Source organism: Xanthomonas euvesicatoria pv. euvesicatoria (assembly GCF_020880415.1).
Taxonomy (GTDB): Bacteria; Pseudomonadota; Gammaproteobacteria; order Xanthomonadales; family Xanthomonadaceae; genus Xanthomonas; species Xanthomonas euvesicatoria.
Window position 1 is genome coordinate 41808 of record NZ_JAJIUJ010000069.1, and the last position, 24116, is coordinate 65923.

Genomic DNA, 24116 nt, shown 5'->3' on the forward strand with positions numbered 1-24116 from the left:
CCGCGCAACAGCCGCCTGCCGCATCCATTGCATCTCTGCCAGCTGCTGTGCTCGTGCTCGGCATGACGCGCCAGGCGCACGCGGCGACATCGCATCAAGGCGCTTCCACCTCATAGCCCAGCGCTTGCAGGCGTGCCAGATAGCCATCCGGCGCGGTCAACCGGCTGATCGGCAACACCGCGAACGTGCTGCGATTGCGTTGCAGGGCAGCGGTGGCGATACCCAGCCAATGCTCGCGCATGCGCCGTTCCAGATCGTCGATGCCGCGTTTCCTTGCAGCACCGGAGCTGGCCATTGCGTCCATGCAGGCGGCCTGCGGATCTTCGCGCGGCAGCCTGCGCAAGGCCTCGACATCGCCCACCGACCAGGCATTGGCGCGCTCCACCATCGTCGGCAGGTCGCGCTCCACGGCCACCAGAATGCTGCGGAAACATGCGGTATCGTCCATTCCGCCGGCGCGGAACTCCTTGAGCGCCTGGCGCGGGTCCTTGATCTTGTAGTCCAGCGCGGTCGGTGTGGGTTTGATGCCGGCACGCTTGGCAGCGCGTTCCACCACTGGCCAAACCACCGGCGAACGGGCCAGGCCGGAGCGCTTGATCGCCGCCTGATACAACTCGCCGGCAGCCAGCATCGGGCGTTTGCGCTCAACGCCGCGGTCGCTGCCGAGATAGCGCGCCTTGGACACGCTCCAGCGCGCATACAGGTCGGCCGGCAAGATGTCGCGCAGCTCGCGCCCGTCTTCGTTCTTCATCGCTTTCATGGCCGACGGGAGCAAGGTCAGCTTGCCGAAGAATCCCATGTCCGCATCTACCTGCACGGTTGGCGCTGCCAGCACCTGCTGGGACTGGCCGATGATGGTTTCCACTTCGGTCGACTGCCACTGCAGCCGCTTCGGCAAGGGCGACAAGGTACCCAGGATCCACAACACATGATCGCCCTTGCTGACCTTCCACAAGCCCGGCCCGGGCTGCACGCCGCGCACGACCATGGCCTCCAGATCCACCACTGCTGGTGCCGGCGTCGCCAACTTGGGCGGCACGGCTTCCCCGGCGGTCGCCAGCAGCGACACCAGCATCAAACCCATTCCCCATCCCGCGACCTTGCGTTGCATGGTGTCTTGCCCCCTGTTTGAGGCGGACAGTACGCCAAGCCGGCAGCAGCCGCGTTAGGGAAGCGTTCGGACGCGCAAACGCGGTCGATGATCAGCGTGGCAGCAGCGTCGCCAGGCGTGCAGCCAGCGGCGAGGCCTTGTCGAGCAACGCAAAGCCTTCCCAGACGAATCCCGGCGATACCGTGCAGCCCGCCAGGGTGAAATCGCCGAGCGAACGCGCCGCTTGCCAGCAGCCTGCCGGCACCACATGCATCGGCTCGCCGCGTTCGGCGGCATCCACGATCACACGCTGCACTTGCTCGGTACAGGTGTCATAGATCAGCAGTTCCAAGGCATCGCCCAGCTGCCAATGCCAGGTTTCTTCCGCATCCACGCGGTGCCACGCACTGCATTCGCCGGCACTCAGCAAAAAACGGATGGCGGTCATTGCCGGGCGGGTCTGGCCGTTGTCGGTCACCTGACGCGCAGAGGCATGGATGCGGCGGTAGTGCCCGCCTTCCGGATGCGGGGCGAGGTCCAGCGAGCGGATCAGGGCGGCGGCGGTCGGATGCATGCAGGCATGCTAGGCCAGACACGCCTGCGCTGCATCAGGGCAGCTGCTTTCCCGCGCGCAAGCAGGTGCGGAAGAACACCAACAAATCCCAGCTATAGCGCTTGAGCAAACGGCGTGGCTCGTTGAGCAGCCGATACATCCACTCCATGTGCAGGCCTCGCACCCACTCGGGCGCACGCTTTGCGGTACCGGACAAGAAATCGAGCAATGCGCCCACCCCGAACACCAGCGGCACGCTCAGCGCATGGCTGTGGTCCAGGATCCAGCGCTCCTGCAGCGGATTGCCGAACGCCACCAGCAGCACATCGGCACCGGAGCGATTGATGCGCTCGGCCAGGCCCTCGCCCGCCGCCGCAAATTCGCCATAACCATCGCACATGCCGACCACCTGCTGCCCCAAGGTCCCGGTCAGCGTCGCCGCAGCGGTCTTGCCCACACCCGGACGGCCGCCCAGCAGAAAGAATTTCAGCGGTTGCGCACTCTCACGGCACAGATACGGAATCAGGTCGGTGCCATTGAGGTTGCCGGCAAAGCGGCGGCCGTGGATCAGCCGCGCAGCCAGATCCATGCCGATCCCGTCGTTGACGATGCGCACGCTGGGCTCGCGCATGCGCGTCCGCAGCGCCTGGCATTGCACGATGAAATTGGTATTGGCAAAGAACACCCGTCGCGGCTGACGGGCGGCCAGCGCGTGGAATAGATCCAACGCAAAGGCTTCCTGCGTGGTGGACAGGACCGGAAAGCCGCCCAACGGAATCACCACACCCGGCGGCGTGGTTCCGCTGGCAATCCCCGTTGTTTCCACATCCACGCGCTGGCCCTGCATCATCGAATCACCAAAGGTCGTAAGGGAAGGCAGCCAACAGCCCGGCCTGCAGCTTTTCCAGATCGAAATCGCCGTTGCCGCCCAGTTGCAGACACTCCTCCACGCTGTTGCCGGAATGCCATTGCATACGCCCGGTGCCGTTGTAGTAGTCGTCGTACTTGAAGCGATCTTCGCCATTGCCCCAATCCAGATACACCGCCGGGATTCCATAGGCTTCGGCAAGGATCAGGCCGTGCAGCGAGCTGCTGATCACCAACTCGGCGCCAAGCAACGCGCTCATGAAGGTTGCGGGCTTGACGTTGGGAAAGACCAAGTGATCCTTGTACGCGCTGTACTTTTCAACCGGCTCGTTGAAGTGCGGAACGATGGCGAACGGGCGCTTGTTGATCGCACCGAGCGCATCGGCCGGGAAGAACATCGGCGTCAGCAGCCCGGGATCGCCATACACTTCCGGCACTGCGATGCCGCGATCGAGCAGAAATTTGCGCGTCTTCGGCCCACGCACTGCACGGACATCGAGCGTACTGAAGGTGTTGCGCTCGGCAGGAATCTTGCCGTTGATGCCACTACCCCAGACGGTATCGCCGTCTTTGGCGAAGTGCAGTACCGAACCGATCGCGATCAGCTTCTTGCTCAGATCCTGCTTTTCGATCAGCGTCTTGTCCTGCAGGGACAGCACGCAGGAGACGATCACCTTGGACAGGTGATCTCCCATATTCACGCCAGCGTTCTTGGGCTGCCACCAGAACAGCGCACGACGTTCTGCATGTTCTATCCACTTCTGCAGCAAGGCGTTGGCCATAACGTGTGAGTCTCCTAAAGAAAAAAATGTGCGCGCATTAATGCGAGAGCGCAGCCTCCGACGAGGCATGCACCGCTGCGCTTTGCTGTGGATACAAACGGGTTTCCGGATACGCACTGGGATCCAGCACGCGATCGGTGGTGTCGGACCAATTCAGGCACTGGCGATAACGCACGCGCGGTGCTTCCAGGGCGCGGCCGATTGCTGCAACGACAGAATCGGCGTTCCCCGGAGTGTAGCCGAACCGCGACTGATACGGCCCCACCACGGCGTTCGGACACACCGCAGGCAAGCCGAAAAAGTCGTATTGCAGCAACTTCATCGAACTGTCGGCCAGGTAGACCGGCACTTGCTCGGAGGCATACGGCGCAATCCCGAACCGCGCGTGCTTGATATAGCCAATGGTCTCGGCGTGTTTCATCTCGCCATAGACCACCACGTTATCGCCGTAGCCCGGATGCCGGCCCATGCCCGAACCGATCACATGAAACGTCACCTGCGGGAACGCCTTGCTGGCAACGACGAAGAATTCCGGATCGAACAACATCGAACCGACCGCAACTGCGTGAATGCCCTCACCGTACGGCGACGGGTCGCCGAGTTGATCCAGGTTGTGATCCACGCCATGGCCAACGTGATAGACATTGTCGCGGCTGGCGATCTCCTCTGCCATTGCCGGCGATACCAGTGCAATCACATCGAGCTTGGGCGCCACGCGGTCGAACTCGCGTTCGATATACGACGCAACATTGATCGTGCTCAATCCGTCCGACGCGCGATAGACCAGCTTGGCTGCAGGATTGACGCGCTTGGCCAGCTCGATGAAAGCGACCGCAATGCCGCTTTCGAACACGATCACATCCGCCTCGCGCATCCAGTCGAGCAACTGGCGCGGCGGATGCGCAGCATACCAACGGAACATCGCATCCTCGACCGACCGCAACCATGGACGACGCGTATTGAACGGATGCACCGTCGTGCGCCACAGGTAGCAGTCGACGCCCTTGTGCGAGACGACCTTGTTCGCGGTTTCGTCGAGCGGCAGCCGCATATCGCCCTTCATGCGCGACAACCGGCTGTAACGCAGCGAGAAGAACCGCGTGGTCCCGCGCAACGCCAGTTGATCGGTGATGAAGTGGATATTGGCGCGCCGCGGCGTGCGGTAATCGTGGGCGGACAAGACCAGATAGCAAGGCCGGCGGATGCCGGAAGCGGCGGCGGGTGTGTCGCTCATGGGCCGTGTCCTATGAATGAGTGAGAGAAAGCATGACCGACTGCAGGCGAAGACAATGTCGACTCATCGACGTGCCTTGGCCTGCGTCAGCAGCTTGCGGATGTTGATGATGGCAATCACATCGCGACGGAATGCCGGCCAGATCGCCAAGGCAAGCAGGCAAACGGCAAGCATCGTCACTGCGCCGACAGCCAGTTGCTCCCACAGCGGGCCGCCAACCGTCATGGAGGCGTAATACGCACAGCCACCTGCCACGCCGTAGGCGACCATGGCGCGCAGTGCATTGGTGAACAGGGCTCCGACCGGCGCGTCTGAAATCTTGCCGATCCACAGCAGCGACAGCGGCCAGGTCAACAACAGACCGAACGAATAGCCGATCGCCACCCCCATTGCGCCCCAGCGCGAGCCGATGAAGATGCAGGCAATCAGCAGGACGCGACTGACCAGCGAATACACCAGCTGCGCGCGCATCAGTCCCCGCGCAAGGAACACCCAATACGTTGCATAAGCGGCCGTCTGGAAGATACCGCCCAGTGTCAGCACCTGGAACAGCGGCACCGCCTCACGCCACTGCTCGCCCAGCACCAGCACAATCAGCGGCATCGCCAGCGCGCAGGCGAACGCAAACAGCGCAAAGATCAGGTGCACCATCACGGTCTGCCCGCGCAACAGGAAGGCACTGAAGCGCTCGCGGTCGTCCTGCAGCTGCGACAACACCGGCAGCGCCACGCTGGTGGCAGGCGCATTGATCTGGTTCAACGGCATCATCAACAACTGGAATGCGCGGTTGTACAAGCCCAGCGCGTCCGGTCCGGTCCGCCAACCGATGATGACCTGGCCCACGTTGCGACTGGCATACCCCAGCAACTGCGCCGCCATCAGGTTCCAGCCGAAACTCATGAAATCGCGCATCGGTGCAGAACGCTGGTAGCCACCCGGCAACCAGCGCGCGCAGCTGGCGGCGATGATGAAATTGACGCCGGCCTGCACCACCTGCTGTACCACCAGCGCCCAGTAGCCCCAGCCCAGCAGCGCAGCAGCAACCGCTGCGCCCAGACCGAGCACCTGCGAGCCCACATCGCTCAGCGCCACCTGCCCGAAGCGCAGCCCGCGGCTCAGATGCGCGCGGTACTGCGTGGTCATGCCGTTGATCAGGAAGGTGACCGCCAGCGCCTGGGAAATCGTCACCAGGGCCGGCTCCTTGTAGAAGTTCGCAATCAGATGCGCCGAGGCGAACACCACCAGCGACAGCAGCAGGCCAATGCCGCTGTTGATCCAGAACAGGTTGTCGCGCTGCTCGCGACTCACTTGCTTGGCTTGCACAGCCGCGGCCGACAGACCGAAATCGCGCAGGATCTCGGCGGCGCCGACGATGGCGGTCACCATCGCCATCAGACCGTAGTCGTAGGGCGTCAGCAAGCGCGCCAACAGGATGATGCCGCCGAACTGCACCACCATCTTGGCCGACTGCCCCAGCATGGTCACCGCTGCGCCGCCGGCAGCGCGCGACCCCAGGCTGCGCTGTGGCGGTGGCGGCGGTGTGGAAGATGTCATCGTAGGTGTCTCTGCGGTCACAGCGCGGCGTCTCCATCCTTGCCCAACGCTTCCAGATAGGTGCGGTAATGCAACTGCCCGATCCGCGGCCAGTCGCGCTGCGACAGATCCGGTGCCGGGCCGCGTGGCGCAGCACGCACCTTGTCCAGCATGCCGGTCAGCAGCGCGGCATCGAACTCGCCTTTATACAGGAACACCCAACCGGGGCCGACTTCCTCGGCGATGGCCGCGTTGGATTCGCTCCACGGCGCCAGCACCGGGCGCGCCAGCGACAACGCCAGCAGCAAGGTGCCGGAGTTATGCATCTGCCGATACGGCAACACCACCAGTTCGGCCGCGCTGACTTCGCGCGCCAGCACCGGCTCTTCCACGTAGGCCAGCAATGCGCTGATCCGCGGATCCTGCGCGCAGGCGTCCTCCACCAAGCTGCGCATCTGCGGCGTGGCCGGGTTGCCGACGATACGCAGGTTGAGACGCGCATCGTCGACCTCGCGCATGACCTCGATCAAGGTTTCCACGCCTTTGTACGGGCGGATCAGACCGAAGTGCAGCAGCCGTCCGGGCACCGTGTTGCCCTGCTCCATGGTCGCGAACCAGTCGCGATAATGGCCGTGCAGAATCGTATCGGTGAACGGCGGACGTGGCGGCGTGGTCGCATTGATGCGAATCCAGCGCCGCGTCAGCCGGTCGATCCAGCGCAGCAGGCTACGTTCGCGCCAGCCGCGGTCCTCATGCGGCGCAAGATTGTGCAAGGTGCGCACCACCGGCGTGCCGGTCAGCTGCAGCTTGAGCAACAACAACGCAGCGCAGGCCTGCTTGGCCAACGTGCCGGCAGCGGTCGGATGGCGCAGCAGGTATTCGGGCCAATGCAGATGCAACACGTCGTAACGCGACAGCAATGCATCGCGCATCGAAAAGAAGCGCGGATGCACTGCGGCAGGCAGCGCGTCGTAGAGCTGAGTCAGGTACGGATTGGTGTTGGCATTGGGCTTTTCAGTGGAAAACAGCACCGTCACCTGCGGCTGCGTTGCCGCATGCGTCATTGACGCAGGAGCAAGCGCGCTCATCGCACAGCCTCCTGCACGCGCGGAATGCCCAACGCATCGTGGTATTCGTCGACGTAGCGCCCGACCACATGCTTCCAGTCATAGCGGCTCACATAGGCCATGGACGCCGCGCGACGGGTGTCGAAATCGCTGTCGGACTGCAACGCAAGCGCCTGCACCTGATCTGCCGCCGCTTCGATTCTGTCGCGGCTGACGATCACGCCCTGCCCCGATTCGCTGGCGAGCCGCACGAATGGCGGGATATCGCTGAGGATCGGAATCAAGCCCGCACTCATTGCCTCCACTGCCGCGATACCAAAGCCTTCATGCCGCGACAGGCACACGAAGAACTGCGCCTGCTGCATCAATGCACGCAATTGCTCCTGCGAGGGCGACATGCTCAGCTGCACCTTCTCCTGCAGCCCGCGTTGGGCAATTGCCTTGCGCAGATCCGCTTCGTTCAGATCGTACTCGCGGCCGGCAATGATCAGCCGCCAGTGCGGGTCGCGCTTGAGCGCTGCCTGCAACAGCTCCAGGGTTTCGATCAGCCCCTTGTTGACCGACCACCGGCCGAAATACAGCATGGTCCGGCCGGGCGCGGTCGCTCCCTGCCCTGCATATTTCTCTACATCCACCCCGTTTTCGATCACCCGCAGCCGCGCCGGTGCCACCACCTTGGCGAACAGATCGCCATCGTTTTCGCTGGTGGCGATCACCCGTGCATAGGCCAGCGCCGAGGTGCGCGTGAGCGTCTGGAACCACAGCTGCTTCATGCGCGATGCGTAGGCGGTATGGAAAAAACCGCCGTGCGTGGACACCACCATCGGCTTGCCGTGCAGCGGCTTGGTCAATGCCAGATAGTCGTAAAAAAAATCGATGCCATGCAGATGCACAACGTCGGCCGAACGAATCGCACCGAGCACCGAGGGCGCCAGCGGGTAGCGCGACGAGCCGCGATAGCCAATCCGCCGGATCGGCAGCCCTTGGTGCGTGTCCTGCGCCGCAAGCGGCGTACCGGGATTAGTAAACACACGATCCAGCGTCACGATCTCGACCGTATCGGCGCTCGTGGCCTGATGTTGGCGGGCAACATTGAGAACGACCTCTTCCATGCCCCCGATCGAAGGATGGAATTGGCGGACGACATGCACCACTTTCATTACGCCACTCTCCTTTGCCAGCGGCGCGCACTCAGTTGCTGCGACGGCTGATTCTGAAAACTCGTCATTTGCGTTTCAACCCCAACATCCACGGTGCGATCGGCACCAGCACCGCGCGCATCGGCACGCTTACAGCAATCGCGAACGCGCTCAGCCCCAACGCCCAGGCAGGTGTACCGATTGCGCTACGTGCGATCAGGCCCGTACGCGCCACCACGCTGGTGGCCACCAAAAAAACCAGGGTATGCGTGCACAGAATCAGCAAGGTATTGCTACCGATCCATTGCACCCAGCGCAGACGCCGAATGAAATAAGCGACGCAAAACGTCATCGCCGTCCCGAGCAGACTGGCCAGCAGGAAGACGGCCGCCGACTGCCCGAACTGCAGGTTGTTCACGTCCACCTGCCCGTTCCATCCCGCCAGCCACCACCACAGTGCAGCCAACGGCAACAAGGCAAGCGCCCACACCTGCGCGCGCAATGATCGCAACGCATCGGCAAAGCGCGATAGCCAACCGCCGACTGCAATGAAAAACAGCGCCACCGGCAGCACATCCAGCGCGAGCGGCAAGCGCTGCTGCAGCGAAGGGAACCAGCCCGCCCACGCCAACGCGATCGGCAGGCTGATCGCCGCCACTGCGGCCGCACTCAATCGCGCACGCAACCCAATGTAGGCCAGCGTCGTGACAAAGAGCGCTGGCAGAAACCACAGCGCCGGAAGCACATACAGGCGTGACCCGTTGGCCCACAGCAATCCCGTCAGCGGGTGCCACCACGGGCGCGTCTGCGGATGACCTGCATGCCCATCGATCGCAGCAGTCAACAACCACAGCGCATAGGCCACCATGAAAAAAGCGAGATACGGCACCAACAGCGTGCGCGCCAGCTTCGCGACGGATGCCCCCGTCAATGCCCGATGCCCGAATCGCTCGCCAACCCAACCCGACAACACGAAAAACAGCGGCACATGGAAGCTGTAGGCGAATAGCTTGTACGCTGCCGGCATGCCGCTGGCATGGCCCAGCACCACCAGCGCGATGGCCAACGCTTTGGCGGCGTCGATCTGCCAGTCACGCGTCGGCGCACGTGCCGTTCTGGCGTCCGCCAAGTGATGCGCACGCGCAGCGTGCGGTGAAGAGGATGTGCTTGTCATGCCAAGGCGCCGCTCATGCCGCCACCCGGCGCGCGCCCAGCGCCCAGCGCCCACGGAGCGAAGCGCATCAGGATCCAACGCAGCGGCACGCTGGCGGCCAATGCGAACAGCGTGACAAAGACCGCCCAACCCAGCCCCGGACGCGCCCCACCGAATCCACCAGCCAAGGCAGCAACACCGGAGAGCACGAAGAACACCAACATATGCGTACAAAGAATCAGCAAGGTATTGCGGCCGATCCACTGCAGCCACGCCCAGCTCTGTACCAGCCGCGCCGCGCAGATCACCATCAACGAACCAAGCAACGCGCTAACCAGGAACAGCGCGTGGTTACTTCCGAATTCGAGCATGTTGACGTCGATTCGCCCATTGGCGACAGCCAGCCAGGCCACCGCCAATCCCAACACGACCGTCGCCAGGGCGCTGCCGGCCAAGGATGTCGGCAGGCGTGCCGAAACGTGGATCAGCAAGGCGCCCAATGCGTAAAAGCACAGCGACACCGGTAGCACATCCAAACCGAAAAAAATCCGCACGTGCTGTGTCGGAAACCAGTTCATCCAGAACCACGCCACGATCAATGCCAGCCCCGCGATCAGGATCGGCGCCAGCAGGCGGCGCAAGACCATGTAACTCACAACGGTCACCAACATGACGGGCAAGAACCACAGCGGAGGCTGCACATACAGGTCCGGGCCGATACCGGTGAACATCGCCACGATCGGTTCCCACCACGGGTGACTTCCCCAGCGCGCAGCCTTTTCTCCGATATTGCGGGTCAACAGCCAATAGGCATAGCCAAGCAGATAGAACGTGACGTACGGCAGCAGCAAGCTGCGTACATGCCTGCCGACTGAGCGCCTGTCCAGCCCAGTCGTGGTCGACGCATAACCCGCTGCCAACCAGCCGGATACCAGGAAAAACAGCGGCACATGGAAGCTATAGGCGAACAAGGTCATGCCATGTGGGACGCCCTTGGCATGACAGAACACCACCAACAGGATCGCAATGGCCTTGGTGGCGTCGATGCGCGGGTCGCGGACGCGACCGCCTGTTGCAACCTGCGCGTCGGCGGCCGGCAAAGCCGACCGCGATGCCGGCATTGCCGACACGCTCATCGTGCTGCTCCCGCAGGCAATGGCAACTGCGCGCCATCTGCCGTTGGATCGTCCTTGATCAAGGCGGTTTGCGCGCCGGACGCAGACCAGGTCGGCAGCATGTGCCACATGCAACCGCAGACAAACCACCACAATGCCGATGTCTTGATCGAGAAGTAACCGTTGGAGACAAGCAGGCTCAAGGCGAACGCAAAGATCGCCAGGTTCTTGAACAGCTGCCCTTCCTTGCTCGGCATCAGCAGCAGGAACGAATAGGCCAGCAGGAAGGCCAGCACGCCCACGATCGATTGCGATGCGATGAAGTACGAAATGCCACTATCGAAGTAACGATACGCCTGCGCAAAATCCAGGCCCATCCAGGATTCGAACGACAGGTTATTCATCGAATAAACGGTGAAGAACACGCGCCCCATCGTGGTGTCCTGGTATGCGGTGATGCCCGTGACCCAGACCAGCAGCCATGCGCTCATGATCACCAGCAGGAACACCAGGAAGGCCAGCCGCTGATCCAACCGTTTCAATAGCGGCGTCAGCAGCACCATCAAGACACAGGTACCCGCCGCCAATCGTCCGTCTGAGGCCACGATCATGAAACCGATCAACCCCACCGACAGGATCAGCGCCGCCGGCCGCATCCAACGCCAGAACACCAGCACGATCGCGGTGAAGAAGCAGATGTAATTACCCATCGTCACCGGCTCGATGAACATCGAAGAGGCGCGCGGCAGATTGGAACCCGGCAGGAAGTTACGCTCGCCCGGCCGTGTTGCGCTGACGAACAGATTACTGTCTTCGTTCCAAAAGCCTTCGGCGCTCATGCCGCGCGCGTTGACGAAGAAGCTCTTCGGATTAATCAGATCGCCGTATTTGACTGGCATCGCCAGCTCGAATGCGGCAACCAGTGAGACGATGATGGTCATGCGGATGAACAGCTTGGGCACCGAGCCCGTGTAGGCAGAGCCAAGCACGACGAAGGCGAACACCACCAGCGCGTCGCGGAAGAACTTGGGGTCGATCTGCCAGTTCACCAAAAACCGCACGAACATCAGCGTAACGATCAACCCGAGCCCGCTGACGATCAGGGCAATGCGTTTGCGGCTCAACGAACCCATGCCAAGCAGGAAGCACGCCGCGTAGACCATGAATTCGACCGCGTAGGTGATTACCGGTCGCACGGTGAACACGTTCGCGTTGATGAACGCCAGCACCAGGTTATAGCCCACGCCGACCAGCAACGTGAGCTCGATCAGCAGGTTATGCCAGCGCACGCGAGTTTCCTCGCTCATTCGAATCAGCATGCAGATGCCCGCTTGAAAGGAGCGGCTGCAATGCAGCCGCCCGCGGCGCCGAACGCGCCTGCTCGCACGCTCCCCACCATCATCAGTACGCGGTCTTCTGTCCGAGCACGCGCACAGCGGTCAGCACGATGATGCGGATGTCCAGCCACAACGACCAACGGCGGATGTAATCGAGGTCGTACTGGATACGCTTCTTCATCGTCCGCAGTTCCGGGGTTTCGCCACGGAAGCCGTTCACCTGCGCCCAACCGGTGATGCCAGGCTTGACGTAGTGACGCTGCATGTAGTGGTTGATCAGCTTTTCGTAGTGCGTGTTGTGCTGCGCAGCGTGCGGGCGCGGCCCGACGATCGACATGCTGCCACCCAGCACGTTGAAGATCTGCGGCAATTCGTCCAAGCTGCTACGACGCAGGAATGCACCGAAACGGGTAATACGTGCGTCATTCTTGGTCGCCTGCTGGATCGTCGTGCCATGGTCGTCGTGCACACGCATCGAGCGGAACTTGAACATGTAGAACTCGCGGCCACCCAGGCCATGACGGCGCTGGCGGAAGAACACCGGGCCGGGCGAGCTCAACTTGACGCCCACGGCAATGGCGGCCATCAGCGGCCACAGGCCAAGCAGCGCGATCACGGCCAGGATCTTGTCCTGCAACGCCTTGGCCACCACGAAATAATTGTCGCGGTCCACCCCGCCCTGGCGCAGATTGATCACCGGCACGTTGCCGATCTGTTCGCCAGACTGATTGAGCAGACCGAAATCGAACAGGTCAGGCACCAGCTTGACGTTGATCGGATAACGATCCAGGCGCTGCAACAGCTGCTTGATGTGGTCGCGTTCGCCCAGCGGCAGCGAGATCCACACCTGCTCGACCTGGTTTTCCTTCAGATAATCGATCAACGCGTCCGGCTCGCCCAGGCACGGCAATGACTGACGCTGTTCGGTCACGGCAATGTCGTAAGGAGTGCGAAAATAACCGACCAGGTTCATGCCGACCCACGAGTTACGGCTCAGGTAGTGGTTGATTTTCATCACCGGGTGACGCAGTCCCACCACCACCACGCGTTGCACGTCCACGCCCTGGGTACGCAGATGGTTGAGGAAGCCGCGCAGCACCGTGCGTGCCGCCACCAGCGAGGCCAGGCCACCGACGAACCACAAGCCGATCCAACCGCGCGACACCTGCTCGCCCACCTGCACGATCAGCGCATGCACGGCAAACAGCGCGAACACACCGCCGAATGCGCCGCCCAGCACCATCAGTTCGCTCAACAGTCCACGGCCGCGCCAGCTGCGGTACAACGGGAACAACGCAAAGCAGATCACCGAGTACAGCAGCGTGGTGGCGATCGCCAGCCGATACGGCGCGGCCGGCACCCAGGAGCCAAACACGATGCGATAAGCGACCAGACCGGACACCACAACCATGGTCAGGTCGAAGACGCGCAGAACCAGATCGGCCGCAGCCGAATATTTGGACAACAATCGCGGCGAGGAAGTCGTGTAAGTCGCGCTACTCAAGTCTGCCAAAAGCATGGGGATGTCCTCCAAACTCGATACGACGCATGCGGGGGAACATACGAATCGCACGCGAGCTTTCAATCATCTCCGCCAAGCGATCACCGCGGTAGAACCTACCGACCCCAGATCACTCGACAGCCCTTTGTTTCAACAGAGACAAACTTTCAAACGAAGGAGCCCGAAACATACGGGATCCCACCTTTTCCACGCTGAATCAGTTGTCACTTTAATTAACCATCGTTTTGCAACATCACGATGTCAGTTCGGCCGCGTTTCCTGCACATTGACGCGCAGGAAGTACCGCACCAGAGCCACGGCCAAACCTAGGAATACGCCAAAGATCAGGCCCAACGCGAGGTTCAATTTCAGTTTCGGCGAAGTCTTCGACGTAGGCACATCTGCGGTATCGACGATGGTCACGTTGTTGGCGCCGACATTGCCCGCCACACCGATTTCCTTGTAGCGCTGAAGCAGCGCATCGTAGAGCTGACGGTTGGTGTCGACGTCGCGCTTGAGCATGTTGTAACGAATGCTGCGGCTCTGCAGATCCAGCTCGTTGTTCCGCAAGCCGGCGATGCGCTCGTTGAGCAACTGCTCCTGATGCACCGACGCATCGTAGGTCGCCTTCAGCGACTGGCGCACGTTGATGACCTCGCCATTGATCTGCCGGCGCGACTCTTCGATTTGCGCCTTCAGACGCTGCATTTCCGGATAGTCCGGCTTGAAGGTCGACAGCTTCTGCTGGTACTCGGTGGTGAGACGCACCTGCTCGCTCCGCAGGCTCTGGATCAACGGACTGCTGAGCACCTGAGGCAACGACATGCCATCGCCACTGGATGCCTGACGCCAGGCGGCCTCGGCCTTGATACGGGCGTCCTGCGCAGAAGCCAGCAAGGCGTTGAGATCGGTCAGGTTCTGCGCCGGCAACGAGGGCTTGTCGTCGCCCACCGACACAATCTGCTCGTCGGTGGAGTATGCGACCAGCGACTTCTCCGAATCTTCGACCTTGCTGCGCAACTGCTCCAGTCGCTCGGCAAGGAACTTGGTCGCGAACGAGGACGCCTTCATGCGGCGTTCCTGCGTACTGATGATGAACATCTTCGCGTAAGTGTTGGCGATCTTGGCCGACAGCACGGGGTCCGGCGAATCGTAGTTGACGTAGACCAGGCGCGAATTGAGGATGGGTTCGACCACCAGGCCGGCCAGCAACGTATCGGTGAGGCTGCGCTCGATGATCGCCTGACGCGAATCAACCGATTTGCCTGCTTCGGGATTCTTCGCTGCGGCCTTCTCCAGTGCCTCGTCCACCTGGTCCTTGAACGCCGGCTCCTTGTCGAGCTTGGCTTCGCGGATCACTGCACGTGCCAGTGAACGGCTCTGCAGCAGCTGATACTGGGTCTGGTAGAAATCGCGATCCTGCGGCGACTCCACCGGCATCAGGTTGTCGACGTTCACCACGTTCAGCGAATCGCGTTCGATCTGCAGCGTGCTGGTCGCGCGGTACTTCTCCGGCATCAGCAGCGTGATGGCCAGCGCCAGCAGCAATGCGCCCAGTGCGATTGCGATAATCAACCAACGCTGCGACACCAGGGCGCGCCAGTAGTCGAGCAACCCCACATCGGCGAGTTCGAGATGCCCGTGACGCTGCGACGAAGAGGAACGATTGTCGGAATTCATGCTCATCGGTAAGCGCGCCACACCATCACAAGAGGAGTCAGTTCCAGCATGGTGCGCAACCACACGCGCGCATCCGAGCGGTACACCACCACGATGTCGCCGCCGTAAATCTCAGGATCGGGGTTGGTTCCCTTCTCGATTTCGGTCAGGTCGAACCGCGCGAGCATCTTTTGCCCATTGACCATGCGGAACACGATGACATTGCCGCGGCTGGCGACCGTGCTCACGCCCTTGGCCTGCGCGATGGCTTGCTGCAAGGTCAGGTTGGCCCCGATCACCGGATAAATGCCCGGCTCGTCGACCGCTCCGGTCACGGTGACGCGACGGCCGTTGGATTCCTGCACGAACACCGACACCTGCGGATTTTGCAGGTAGCCGTTGCGGTACCGGTCGGCCACCATCTTTTCCAGCTCGCCGACGCCCATGCCGGCCGCATTTACGTCGCCGATAAGCGGCAACGAAATGTGGCCGTTCTGATCGATACGGACCTGCCGTTCCAGATCGTCGATCTGGAACACCTTGACCAGCAGCAGGTCGCCTGGCGAGAGCCGATACTCGGGCTGCACTGCGGACATTGCGAGCGGGTCAGGCAGTGGCAACGAGGTCGCCATGTCCTTACCGGTGCTGCAAGCGCCCAGTGTTATCGAGCAGATCAACGCCAGGCTGAGCGCTTGGCAAAATCGTCCGATCAGTTTCTTCATGCGTGTGGCTGGCTGCCTCGGTTGGGTGGGACAGGAGCTCGCGCAGCATTCAACCGGCCAAACACGCCAGCACGAACGTACGACAGAGGGTTCATCCCGGGACATCGGGATCACGACAGGTAAGGCGTGTTGCACTGCACTATGGCACAGAAAAATCGCACCGCAAGAGACCGCACGCCATTTTTTTGACAGCGTTGGCCTATTGATTCAAGTTCGTCGATATCGCGTTAACGAACCGTGATCCACGTTTGAATCTGGAGAAAATGTTTCGGAGTGTTTTCGGACACTTAGCACCATTGCGTGATCCAAGTCCATAGCGAACCGGACCGCAAAAAGCCGGCGCTAGTGCGCCGTTCATGCTGCATCGCGATATGCCGATATGCGTATTCGCCCAGGCCGTCGCGGACACAAAAATGCAATGTTGCGACGCAACAAAAAAGCCCATGACCTGACGTCATGGGCTCGTTGTTTGGTCGGGGTAGCCGGATTCGAACCGACGACCACTAGTCCCCCAGACTAGTGCGCTACCAGGCTGCGCTATACCCCGAAGATGCTGCGCTCCGCCGCGAGGGCGGCCTGCGATTATAGCGGCTTTGTGAAACGTTTTCCTAGCGGCGCAGCAGTTGCAGGACTTCTTCCAGCTCCATCCGCACCTGCTTGATGATCTGATTGCTCAGCGCCGACTCGCTCTTGGCGCCATCGCCCTCCAGACGCAAGCGCGCACCGCCGATGGTATAGCCCTGTTCGTACAGCAACCCGCGGATCTGACGCACCATCAGCACGTCATGTCGCTGGTAGTAGCGCCGGTTCCCGCGCCGCTTGACCGGCTCCAGGCTGGGAAACTCGGTTTCCCAATAGCGCAGCACATGCGGCTTGACGTCGCATAGCTCGCTGACCTCACCAATGGTGAAATAGCGCTTGGCCGGGATCGGCGGTAGCTCGCGATTACTGCCCGGATCCAGCATAAGCCTCCACCCGTTCCTTGAGTTTTTGGCCGGGGCGGAACGTCACCACCGTCCGTGCCGAGATCGGAATTTCTTCGCCGGTCTTGGGATTGCGACCGGGCCGTTGGTTCTTTCGCCGCAGATCGAAGTTGCCGAAACCCGACAGCTTCACCTGACGGCCCTGCTCCAGCGCATCGCGCAGCACATCGAAGAACGCGTCGACAAATTCCTTTGCCTCACGCTTGTTCAGACCGACCTCGTCGAACAGACGTTCGGCCATCTCCGCTTTCGTCAATGCCATGCCAATCCCCTGGTTACCGCCTCAACTCCGGATCCGGGCGCGATGCTCGCGCTCGATCACGGCCACCACGTCGGTGACGACCGCATCGACGTCCCGGTCGGTGAGAGTGCGCGAGTTATCCTGCAAAATCAAGCCCATAGCCAGACTCTTGAAACCTGGCTCGACCCCCTGCCCGACATAGCGGTCGAACAATTGCACCTCACGCAACAATGGCCCGACCGTAGTGCGCACGCTGGCCGACACTGCCGCCCAGCTCACCTCGTCGGGCACCAGGAAGGCCAGATCGCGGCGCACCGAGGGGAACCGCGACAGCTCGCCGGCGCGCGGCAGGGCCCGCTGGACCAAGGGCATCAGCTGCAACTCGAACGCGATCACGTCCACGTCGATGTCCAGCGCCTTGGCCAGACGCGGATGTACCTGCCCGATCCAGCCGATACAGACGCCGTTGCGATAGATATCGGCCGACCGGCCCGGGTGTCCGAACGGCTGCGTCGACGGCTGGAACTCCAGCTGCGCGCCGCTGGCCGCAGCCAGCGCCATCAAGTCGCCCTTCAAATCGTGGAAATCCACCTTGCGCGCTGGCTCGCCCCACTGCAGCGCCAGCGCATCGCCGCACACCGCCGCGGCAACGTGCTGCGATTCTCCGGGTGCCGCACCGGCATCGGCCGCAGCTGCGAACACCTTGCCCAGCTCGAACAAGCGCACCCGCCCAGCCTGGCGTGCAGCATTGCGGCCCAACGTGGCGACCAGGCCCGGCAACAGGCGCAGACGCATGATCGCCAACTCCGCACTGAGCGGGTTGGCCAGCGGCACCAGGCCTTCGGTAAGCTGCCAACGCTCCAGCAAGGCTGCATCGACGAAGGCGTAATTGATGGTTTCCTGCAGCTCGCGCGCCACCAGCTGGCGCCGCACGCTGAGCTCGTCCAGCTGGGTTTCGCTCGGCATTGCGATGCGACTGGCGCCACCAGGCAGCGTGGTCGGCACCCGGTCGTACCCGTGGATACGCGCCAGCTCTTCAATAAGATCTTCTTCGATGGCGATGTCGAAGCGACGGCTCGGGGCCATCACCTCCCAGCCTTCGGCAACCGCTTCGACGTGCATGCCGAGCGCCCGCAGCATGCGCACGACGTCGGCATCGTCGATCTGAATACCGAGCACGCGTGCAATGCGCGCACGGCGCAAGCGGATGCGCGCCGGCTGCGGCAGATGCTCCGGCAGCTGCGCATGCACCACCGGGCCAGGCGTACCGCCGGCCAGTTCCAGCACCAGGCGCGTCGCCACTTCAATCGCCTGCGGCGGCAGTGCCGGATCCACGCCACGCTCGAAACGGTGCCCGGCATCGGTATGCAGGCCGAGTTTGCGGCCACGGCCCATGATGGCCTCAGGGGCGAAGTACGCCGACTCCAGGAACACATTGCGGGTGGTATCGGTGACGCGTGTGTCCAGCCCGCCCATCAAGCCGGCCAATGCAACCGGACGCCCGGCATCGGTGATGGTCAGAAAACTCTCGTCCAACGTGACCTGGCGACCGTCCAGCAGCACCAACTGTTCGCCAACGCGGGAATGGCGCACGCCGATCGGGCCTTGCAGCGTGTCTAGGTCGAACGCGTGCATCGGCTGTCCCAGCTCCAGCATCACGTACTGGGTGATGTCCACCAGCAACGACACCGGACGCACGCCGCTGCGGCGCAGCCGCTCGGCCAGCCACACCGGCGTCTTGGCGGACGGGTCGATTCCTTCGATCACACGACCGCAATAGCGCGGCGCATCCTTACCGGCGTCCAGTTCCACTGCCAGCGTGCGCGTGGACACCGGCGCCACCATGCCGGCGTCGAACGCCACCACTTCGCTGGCGCACGCGGCGGCCACGTCGAAGGCGATGCCGCGTACGCTGAAGCAATCGGCACGGTTGGGCGTGAGCTTGATCTCGATGCTGGCATCGGGCAGCCCCAGATACTCGGCCAGCGCCTGCCCCACCGGCGCATCGTCGGGCAACTCGAACAGACCCGACGCATCGCTGTCCAGACCAAGTTCCTTGGCCGAACACAACATGCCGTTGGACGCCACACCGCGCAGCTTGGCCGCAGTGATCGTCAGCTCGCCGATCTTCGCACCGACCAGCGCCAACGGCGCCACCAGACCCGCACGCGCATTCGGCGCGCCACACACGATCTGCAGCAACTCGCCCTGCCCGGCATCGACGCTGCAAACCTGCAGACGATCGGCTTCGGGATGACGCACCGCTTCGACGATACGCGCCACCACCACCTGACCAAGCGACTCGCCCAGCGGCGTGACTTCTTCGACTTCCAGACCGATCGCCGTCAGCGTCGCGGCCAGTTCATCGCGCGTGGCCTGGATCGGAACGTGGCTGCGCAGCCAATTTTCAGAGAATTTCATGAGAGGCCGGGAATCGAGAATTGGGAATGGGGAATCGCAAGAGCAGGGTTGCCGGGCCTTCGGAACCGGACCGATGGAGCCAATGGCTCTTGCGATTCCCGATTCCCAATTCCCGACTCCCCGCCGTCAAGCAAACTGCCGAAGAAAACGCACATCGTTCTCGAAGAACGCGCGCAGGTCGTTGACGCCATAGCGCAGCATCGCGAAGCGCTCCACGCCCAGGCCGAAGGCGAAGCCGGTGTAGCGCTCAGGGTCGATGCCGACGCTGCGCAGCACATTCGGGTGCACCATGCCGCAGCCCAGCACTTCCAGCCAGCGCGTGCTGCCGTCGGGCTGCTGCCAGGCGATATCCACTTCCGCGCCAGGCTCCACGAACGGGAAATAGCTGGGACGGAAGCGCATTTCGAAATCGCGCTCGAAGAACGCACGCACGAACTCGGACAAGGTGCCCTTGAGGTCGGCGAAATTGGAATGCTCGTCCACCAACAGGCCTTCGACCTGATGGAACATCGGCGAGTGGGTCTGATCCGAATCGGAGCGGTACACCTTGCCGGCCGCGATCATGCGCAGCGGCGGTTTGTGCGCGTCCATGTAACGCACCTGCACGCCTGAGGTATGTGTGCGGAGCAGGCGTCCGTCGCCGAAATAGAACGTGTCGTGCATCGCGCGCGCCGGATGATGCGGCGGAAAGTTCAGGGCTTCGAAGTTGTGCCAGTCGTCCTCGATCTCCGGGCCGTCCGACAGCTCGTAGCCGAGCCGCGCGAAGATTTCGACGATGCGCTCCAGCGTGCGTGTCACCGGGTGCAGACCGCCGCGTTCGCTTCGACGCCCCGGCAAGGTGACGTCGATGCGTTCGCCGGCAAGACGGGCATCCAGCGCGGCGGTTTCCAGCGTGTGCTTGCGCTCGGCCAGCGCTGCAGTCAGCGCGTCGCGCGACAGGTTGATCGCCTCGCCAGCCGCCTTGCGTTGCTCTGCCGGCAACGTCCCGAGCTGCTTGAGCTGGGCAGTGATGCTGCCGCTCTTGCCCAGCAATGCAACACGCAAGGCTTCCAGTTGGTCCGGCGTCTGCGCCGCGGCAACATCGGCCAGCGCGCGCTCGGTCAGGGATTGAATCTCACTCATTGCACTTGCGCCTCAACTGCTAGCCGAACGGTGTTTCCGGATACACCGGAACGCATTGTCACTGCATTGACCTGTCATCGCCCACTTGGCGACTTCGCTAAAACGCAAAAGGGGAAGGACTCGCGCCCTTCCCCCTGCATCTCTGCGTTTCACGCATCGAAAGCATCCGCACCGAGGTGTGACTACTGACGATGACTCGCTTCTGTCAAAAGTCCGCACATGGATGTGCGGGCTCTTGCAGAGGGACCTGCATTTACGCCGCCAGCGCGCCCTTTGCCTTCTCGGCCAGCGCGGCAAAACCGGCGGCGTCGTGCACGGCGATATCGGCCAGTACCTTACGGTCCAGGGTGATGCCAGCCTTGAGCAGGCCATTCATGAAACGGCTGTAGCTCAAGCCGTTGATGCGGGCAGCCGCATTGATGCGGGTGATCCACAGCGAACGGAAATTACGCTTCTTCTGCTTACGGCCAATGTAGGCGTACTGCTGTGCCTTGATGACCGCCTGCTTGGCAACGCGGAAGACCTTGCGGCGAGCGTTGTAGTAGCCCTTCGCCAGGGTCAGAATTTTCTTGTGGCGGCGGCGCGCCTGCACACCACGCTTTACTCGTGCCATGGTTCAGTCCTCAGAGATAGGGAAGCATACGATCGAGACGGCCTGCGTCCTCGGCACGGACGTGGTTCGTCTGCCGCAGGTTGCGCTTCCGCTTGGTCGCTTTCTTCGTGAGGATGTGGCTACGGTTTGCGTGGCCGCACTTGTACTTGCCGGAGGCGGTTTTGCGGAAACGCTTGGCCGCCGCCCGGTTGGTTTTGATCTTGGGCATTGCAATGTCCTTGATGGTGTTTTGTCACTGACACGGGCGGCAGTCTTGCGACCACGCTTTCCATCCTTGCCCTTGCCTGCTTGTAAGTCCTTGATCGAACACGATCCGGACAGGTCCTGGTGCCGCTTGCACGGCGCCCCGATAAAACCGGGCCGCGCAGTCTACCCGTTGCCGGGAATTGTTGCAAATCGTGGAGCTTGCACTGCAACAAACCTGTCGGGCCCGTTGCAGTGCCGAATCGGATCCTCAGACCTTCTTCTTGGGAGCGATCATCATGACCATCTGGCGCCCTTCCAGGCGCGGACGCGACTCGATGACGATGTCGTCGCCCAGATCGGCCTCGATCCGCGCCGCCATCTCGCGGCCCAGCTCCTGATGGCTCATTTCACGGCCACGGAAGCGGATGTTGACCTTGACCTTGTCGCCCTCTTCCAGGAAACGGCGCATGTTGCGCAGCTTGATCTGGTAGTCGCCCTCGTCGGTGACCGGGCGGAACTTGAGTTCCTTGATCTCGACCTGCTTGGTCTTCTTCTTGGCCTCGTTGGCCTTTTTCTGCTGCTCGAACTTGAACTTGCCGAAATCCATGATCTTGCAGACCGGCGGATCGGCCTGCGGCTGGATTTCGACCAGATCCAGGCCTTCTTCTTCGGCCTTGGCGAGCGCTTCGTCGCGCGACAACACGCCGACCATCTCTCCGTCACTGCCGATCACGCGAACGCGCGGCACACGGATTTCTTGGTTCTTGCGGTTCTGTTTGTTGTCAGTGGTACTGATATTGCAATCTCCCAGAGGAATCGAACCGGCGCATCCGGATCATCCAGACCGGCCGGGGTTGGCTCACGCTGCCTGCTCTGCCTGCAGACGTTCGATGAAGGCCGAGACCGTCATGGTCCCAAGGTCCTCGCCTGAACGGGTCCGCACGGCGACAGCGCCATTTTCCTTCTCGCGGTCGCCGACCACGAGCAGATATGGCACGCGTTGCAGCGTATGCTCGCGAATCTTATAACCGATCTTCTCGTTACGCAAATCTGCGCTGACACGGAAGCCTTGATTTGCAAGGGTTTTCCGCACCGAGTCGACATATTCAGCCTGAGCATCGGTGATGTTGGCGACAACGACCTGCACCGGGGCCAGCCAGGACGGGAAGGCACCGGCGTGGTGTTCGATCAAAATGCCGATGAAACGCTCCATCGAGCCGACGATGGCCCGGTGCAGCATGACCGGATGCTTCTTCTGGCTGTTCTCGTCCACGTACTCGGCGCCGAGGCGGCCCGGCATCATGAAGTCGACCTGCATGGTGCCCAGCTGCCAGGTGCGGCCGATGGCGTCCTTGAGGTGGTACTCGATCTTGGGGCCGTAGAAGGCACCCTCGCCCGGCAGCTCCTGCCACTCCACCCCGCACACGCCCAGCGCGCTGCGTAGCGCAGCTTCGGCCTTGTCCCAGGTGGCATCGTCGCCCAGGCGCTTTTCCGGACGCAGCGCGATCTTGATCTGGATGTCGTCGAAGCCGAACGCGGTATAGACCGCCAGCGCCTGCTGGTGGAAGGCGGTGACTTCGGATTCGATCTGCGATTCCAGGCAGAACACGTGCCCGTCGTCCTGGGTGAAGCCGCGCACGCGCAGGATGCCGTGCAGCGCGCCGGAAGGCTCGTTGCGGTGGCAGGCGCCGAACTCGCCGTAGCGGATCGGCAGGTCGCGGTAGCTGTGCAGGCCCTGGTTGAACACCTGCACGTGGCCGGGGCAGTTCATCGGCTTGACCGCGTAGGTGCGCTTCTCCGACTCGGTGAAGAACATCGCGTCCTGGTAGTTGTCCCAGTGGCCGGATTTCTGCCACAGCGACACGTCCAGGATCTGCGGGCAGCGCACTTCGCCGTAGCCGCTGTCGCGGTAGACCTTGCGCATGTACTGCTCGACCACCTGCCACAGCGACCAGCCCTTGGGGTGCCAGAACACCAGGCCGGGTGCTTCTTCCTGCAGGTGGAACAGGTCCTGCGCCTTGCCGATGCGGCGATGGTCGCGCTTGTCGGCTTCTTCCATGCGCAGGATGTAGGCATCCAGCTGTTTCTTGTCGGCCCAGGCGGTGCCGTAGATGCGCTGTAGTTGCTCGTTCTTGGCATCGCCGCGCCAGTAGGCGCCGGAGATGCGGGTCAGCTTGAAGGCCTTGAGGAAGCGCGTGTTGGGCACGTGCGGGCCGCGGCACATGTCCACGTATTCCTGGTGGTAGTACAGGCCCATCGCGGTGATGTCCTCGGACATGTCCTCGATCAGGCGCAGCTTGTACTCTTCGCCGCGCTGGGCGAAGACCTCGATCACCTCGGCGCGCGGGGTGACCTTCTTGATCACGTCGTAGTCCTGCGCGATCAATTCCTGCATGCGCTGCTCGATCGCGGCCATGTCGTCCGGCGTGAACGGGCGTTCGCTGTAGATGTCGTAATAGAAGCCTTCGGCGATGACCGGGCCGATCACCATCTTGACCTCCGGGTACAGCTGCTTGACCGCATGCCCGACCAGGTGGGCGCAGGAGTGGCGGATGATCTCCACGCCTTCGGCGTCCTTGGCGGTGATGATGCGCAGGCTGGCATCGTGGTCGATGACGTCGCTGGCATCGACCAGCTGGCCGTCGACCTGGCCGGCGATGGTGGCCTTGGCCAAGCCGGCGCCGATCGACTGGGCGACCTGCATCACCGAGACGGGGGATTCGAATTCGCGGCGGCTGCCGTCGGGAAGCGTGATGTTGATCATGGGCAAGAATGAGGTCTGGTCTGGCTGCAGCGGT

At 62.4% G+C, this 24116-nt stretch carries 23 protein-coding genes and 1 tRNA gene; 1 reads left to right on the top strand and 23 read right to left on the bottom strand.

Translation table 11 applies throughout. The annotated features are described in order from the left end of the window. Positions 1–94: 94 nt before the first annotated feature. From LN450_RS11650 to LN450_RS11715, 14 genes are all read right to left on the bottom strand, one after another. Entirely contained in the window at positions 95–1111 is a 1017-nt protein-coding gene (locus tag LN450_RS11650) for a TraB/GumN family protein (RefSeq protein WP_014090470.1), read from the bottom strand. A gap of 91 nt (positions 1112–1202) precedes the next feature. Then, a complete protein-coding gene (locus LN450_RS11655; RefSeq protein ID WP_011347894.1) occupies positions 1203–1664 on the bottom strand; it encodes a cupin domain-containing protein in 462 nt (153 codons plus the stop codon). A gap of 34 nt (positions 1665–1698) precedes the next feature. Continuing rightward, complete coding sequence (locus LN450_RS11660) at positions 1699–2493, bottom strand: WecB/TagA/CpsF family glycosyltransferase (RefSeq protein ID WP_008574554.1); 795 nt, start codon at positions 2491–2493, stop codon at positions 1699–1701. A gap of 4 nt (positions 2494–2497) precedes the next feature. After that, positions 2498–3292, bottom strand: a complete 795-nt coding sequence (locus tag LN450_RS11665) for a polysaccharide pyruvyl transferase family protein (RefSeq protein WP_008574556.1) — start codon at positions 3290–3292, stop codon at positions 2498–2500. A gap of 37 nt (positions 3293–3329) precedes the next feature. Next, entirely contained in the window at positions 3330–4526 is a 1197-nt protein-coding gene (locus LN450_RS11670) for a GumK N-terminal domain-containing glycosyltransferase (RefSeq protein ID WP_011347895.1), read from the bottom strand. Between the two features lie 63 nt (positions 4527–4589). Then, positions 4590–6080: a lipopolysaccharide biosynthesis protein gene (locus LN450_RS11675; protein ID WP_039416245.1), complete on the bottom strand. Its 1491-nt coding sequence runs from the start codon at positions 6078–6080 to the stop codon at positions 4590–4592. Between the two features lie 17 nt (positions 6081–6097). After that, positions 6098–7147, bottom strand: a complete 1050-nt coding sequence (locus LN450_RS11680) for a glycosyltransferase (RefSeq protein WP_011347897.1) — start codon at positions 7145–7147, stop codon at positions 6098–6100. After that, positions 7144–8286, bottom strand: a complete 1143-nt coding sequence (locus LN450_RS11685) for a glycosyltransferase family 4 protein (protein ID WP_011347898.1) — start codon at positions 8284–8286, stop codon at positions 7144–7146. Before LN450_RS11685 ends, LN450_RS11680 begins: the two co-directional genes overlap by 4 nt. 64 nt (positions 8287–8350) lie before the next feature. Beyond that, entirely contained in the window at positions 8351–9439 is a 1089-nt protein-coding gene (locus tag LN450_RS11690) for an acyltransferase family protein (protein ID WP_039416263.1), read from the bottom strand. Continuing rightward, positions 9436–10554: an acyltransferase family protein gene (locus tag LN450_RS11695; protein ID WP_011347900.1), complete on the bottom strand. Its 1119-nt coding sequence runs from the start codon at positions 10552–10554 to the stop codon at positions 9436–9438. The genes LN450_RS11690 and LN450_RS11695 overlap by 4 nt, the downstream gene beginning before the upstream one ends. After that, a complete protein-coding gene (locus LN450_RS11700) occupies positions 10551–11840 on the bottom strand; it encodes a hypothetical protein (RefSeq protein ID WP_029819710.1) in 1290 nt (429 codons plus the stop codon). Before LN450_RS11700 ends, LN450_RS11695 begins: the two co-directional genes overlap by 4 nt. A 94-nt stretch (positions 11841–11934) precedes the next feature. Then, a complete protein-coding gene (locus LN450_RS11705; RefSeq protein ID WP_005920304.1) occupies positions 11935–13389 on the bottom strand; it encodes an undecaprenyl-phosphate glucose phosphotransferase in 1455 nt (484 codons plus the stop codon). Positions 13390–13632: 243 nt separating this feature from the next. Further along, entirely contained in the window at positions 13633–15072 is a 1440-nt protein-coding gene (locus LN450_RS11710; RefSeq protein WP_029819711.1) for a GumC family protein, read from the bottom strand. Further along, the gene (locus tag LN450_RS11715; RefSeq protein WP_005914015.1) at positions 15054–15752 is read right to left on the bottom strand and encodes a polysaccharide biosynthesis/export family protein; all 699 of its coding nucleotides are present in this window, start codon (positions 15750–15752) and stop codon (positions 15054–15056) included. The genes LN450_RS11710 and LN450_RS11715 overlap by 19 nt, the downstream gene beginning before the upstream one ends. Here LN450_RS11715 and LN450_RS11720 point away from each other — a divergent pair. After that, a complete protein-coding gene (locus LN450_RS11720) occupies positions 15661–15993 on the top strand; it encodes a hypothetical protein (RefSeq protein WP_162483012.1) in 333 nt (110 codons plus the stop codon). The two genes, LN450_RS11715 and LN450_RS11720, sit on opposite strands and share 92 nt — an antisense overlap. A gap of 229 nt (positions 15994–16222) precedes the next feature. On the opposite strand, the gene LN450_RS11725 is transcribed toward LN450_RS11720, so the two are convergent. The 9 genes from LN450_RS11725 to thrS all read right to left on the bottom strand — a co-directional run bounded on the left by LN450_RS11725 (position 16223) and on the right by thrS (position 24082). Next, positions 16223–16299 (bottom strand) — tRNA-Pro (locus tag LN450_RS11725). A gap of 61 nt (positions 16300–16360) precedes the next feature. Then, the gene (locus tag LN450_RS11730; RefSeq protein ID WP_005995911.1) at positions 16361–16717 is read right to left on the bottom strand and encodes a MerR family transcriptional regulator; all 357 of its coding nucleotides are present in this window, start codon (positions 16715–16717) and stop codon (positions 16361–16363) included. Beyond that, positions 16698–16997, bottom strand: a complete 300-nt coding sequence (locus LN450_RS11735; protein ID WP_002811076.1) for an integration host factor subunit alpha — start codon at positions 16995–16997, stop codon at positions 16698–16700. Before LN450_RS11735 ends, LN450_RS11730 begins: the two co-directional genes overlap by 20 nt. Before the next feature lie 21 nt (positions 16998–17018). Continuing rightward, positions 17019–19397 (bottom strand): phenylalanine--tRNA ligase subunit beta, encoded by a 2379-nt coding sequence (gene pheT, locus LN450_RS11740; RefSeq protein WP_011347903.1) that lies wholly within the window; start codon positions 19395–19397, stop codon positions 17019–17021. Positions 19398–19523: 126 nt separating this feature from the next. Continuing rightward, on the bottom strand, positions 19524–20519 hold the full coding sequence (gene pheS, locus LN450_RS11745) for a phenylalanine--tRNA ligase subunit alpha (protein ID WP_008574581.1): 996 nt from the start codon (positions 20517–20519) through the stop codon (positions 19524–19526). Between the two features lie 253 nt (positions 20520–20772). After that, entirely contained in the window at positions 20773–21132 is a 360-nt protein-coding gene (rplT, locus tag LN450_RS11750; RefSeq protein ID WP_003484828.1) for a 50S ribosomal protein L20, read from the bottom strand. 10 nt (positions 21133–21142) lie between these two features. Beyond that, entirely contained in the window at positions 21143–21340 is a 198-nt protein-coding gene (rpmI, locus tag LN450_RS11755) for a 50S ribosomal protein L35 (RefSeq protein ID WP_002811096.1), read from the bottom strand. 246 nt (positions 21341–21586) lie between these two features. Further along, positions 21587–22129, bottom strand: a complete 543-nt coding sequence (gene infC, locus LN450_RS11760; RefSeq protein WP_080505888.1) for a translation initiation factor IF-3 — start codon at positions 22127–22129, stop codon at positions 21587–21589. A gap of 48 nt (positions 22130–22177) precedes the next feature. Next, positions 22178–24082 (bottom strand): threonine--tRNA ligase, encoded by a 1905-nt coding sequence (gene thrS / locus LN450_RS11765; protein WP_008574582.1) that lies wholly within the window; start codon positions 24080–24082, stop codon positions 22178–22180. Positions 24083–24116: the final 34 nt, after the last annotated feature.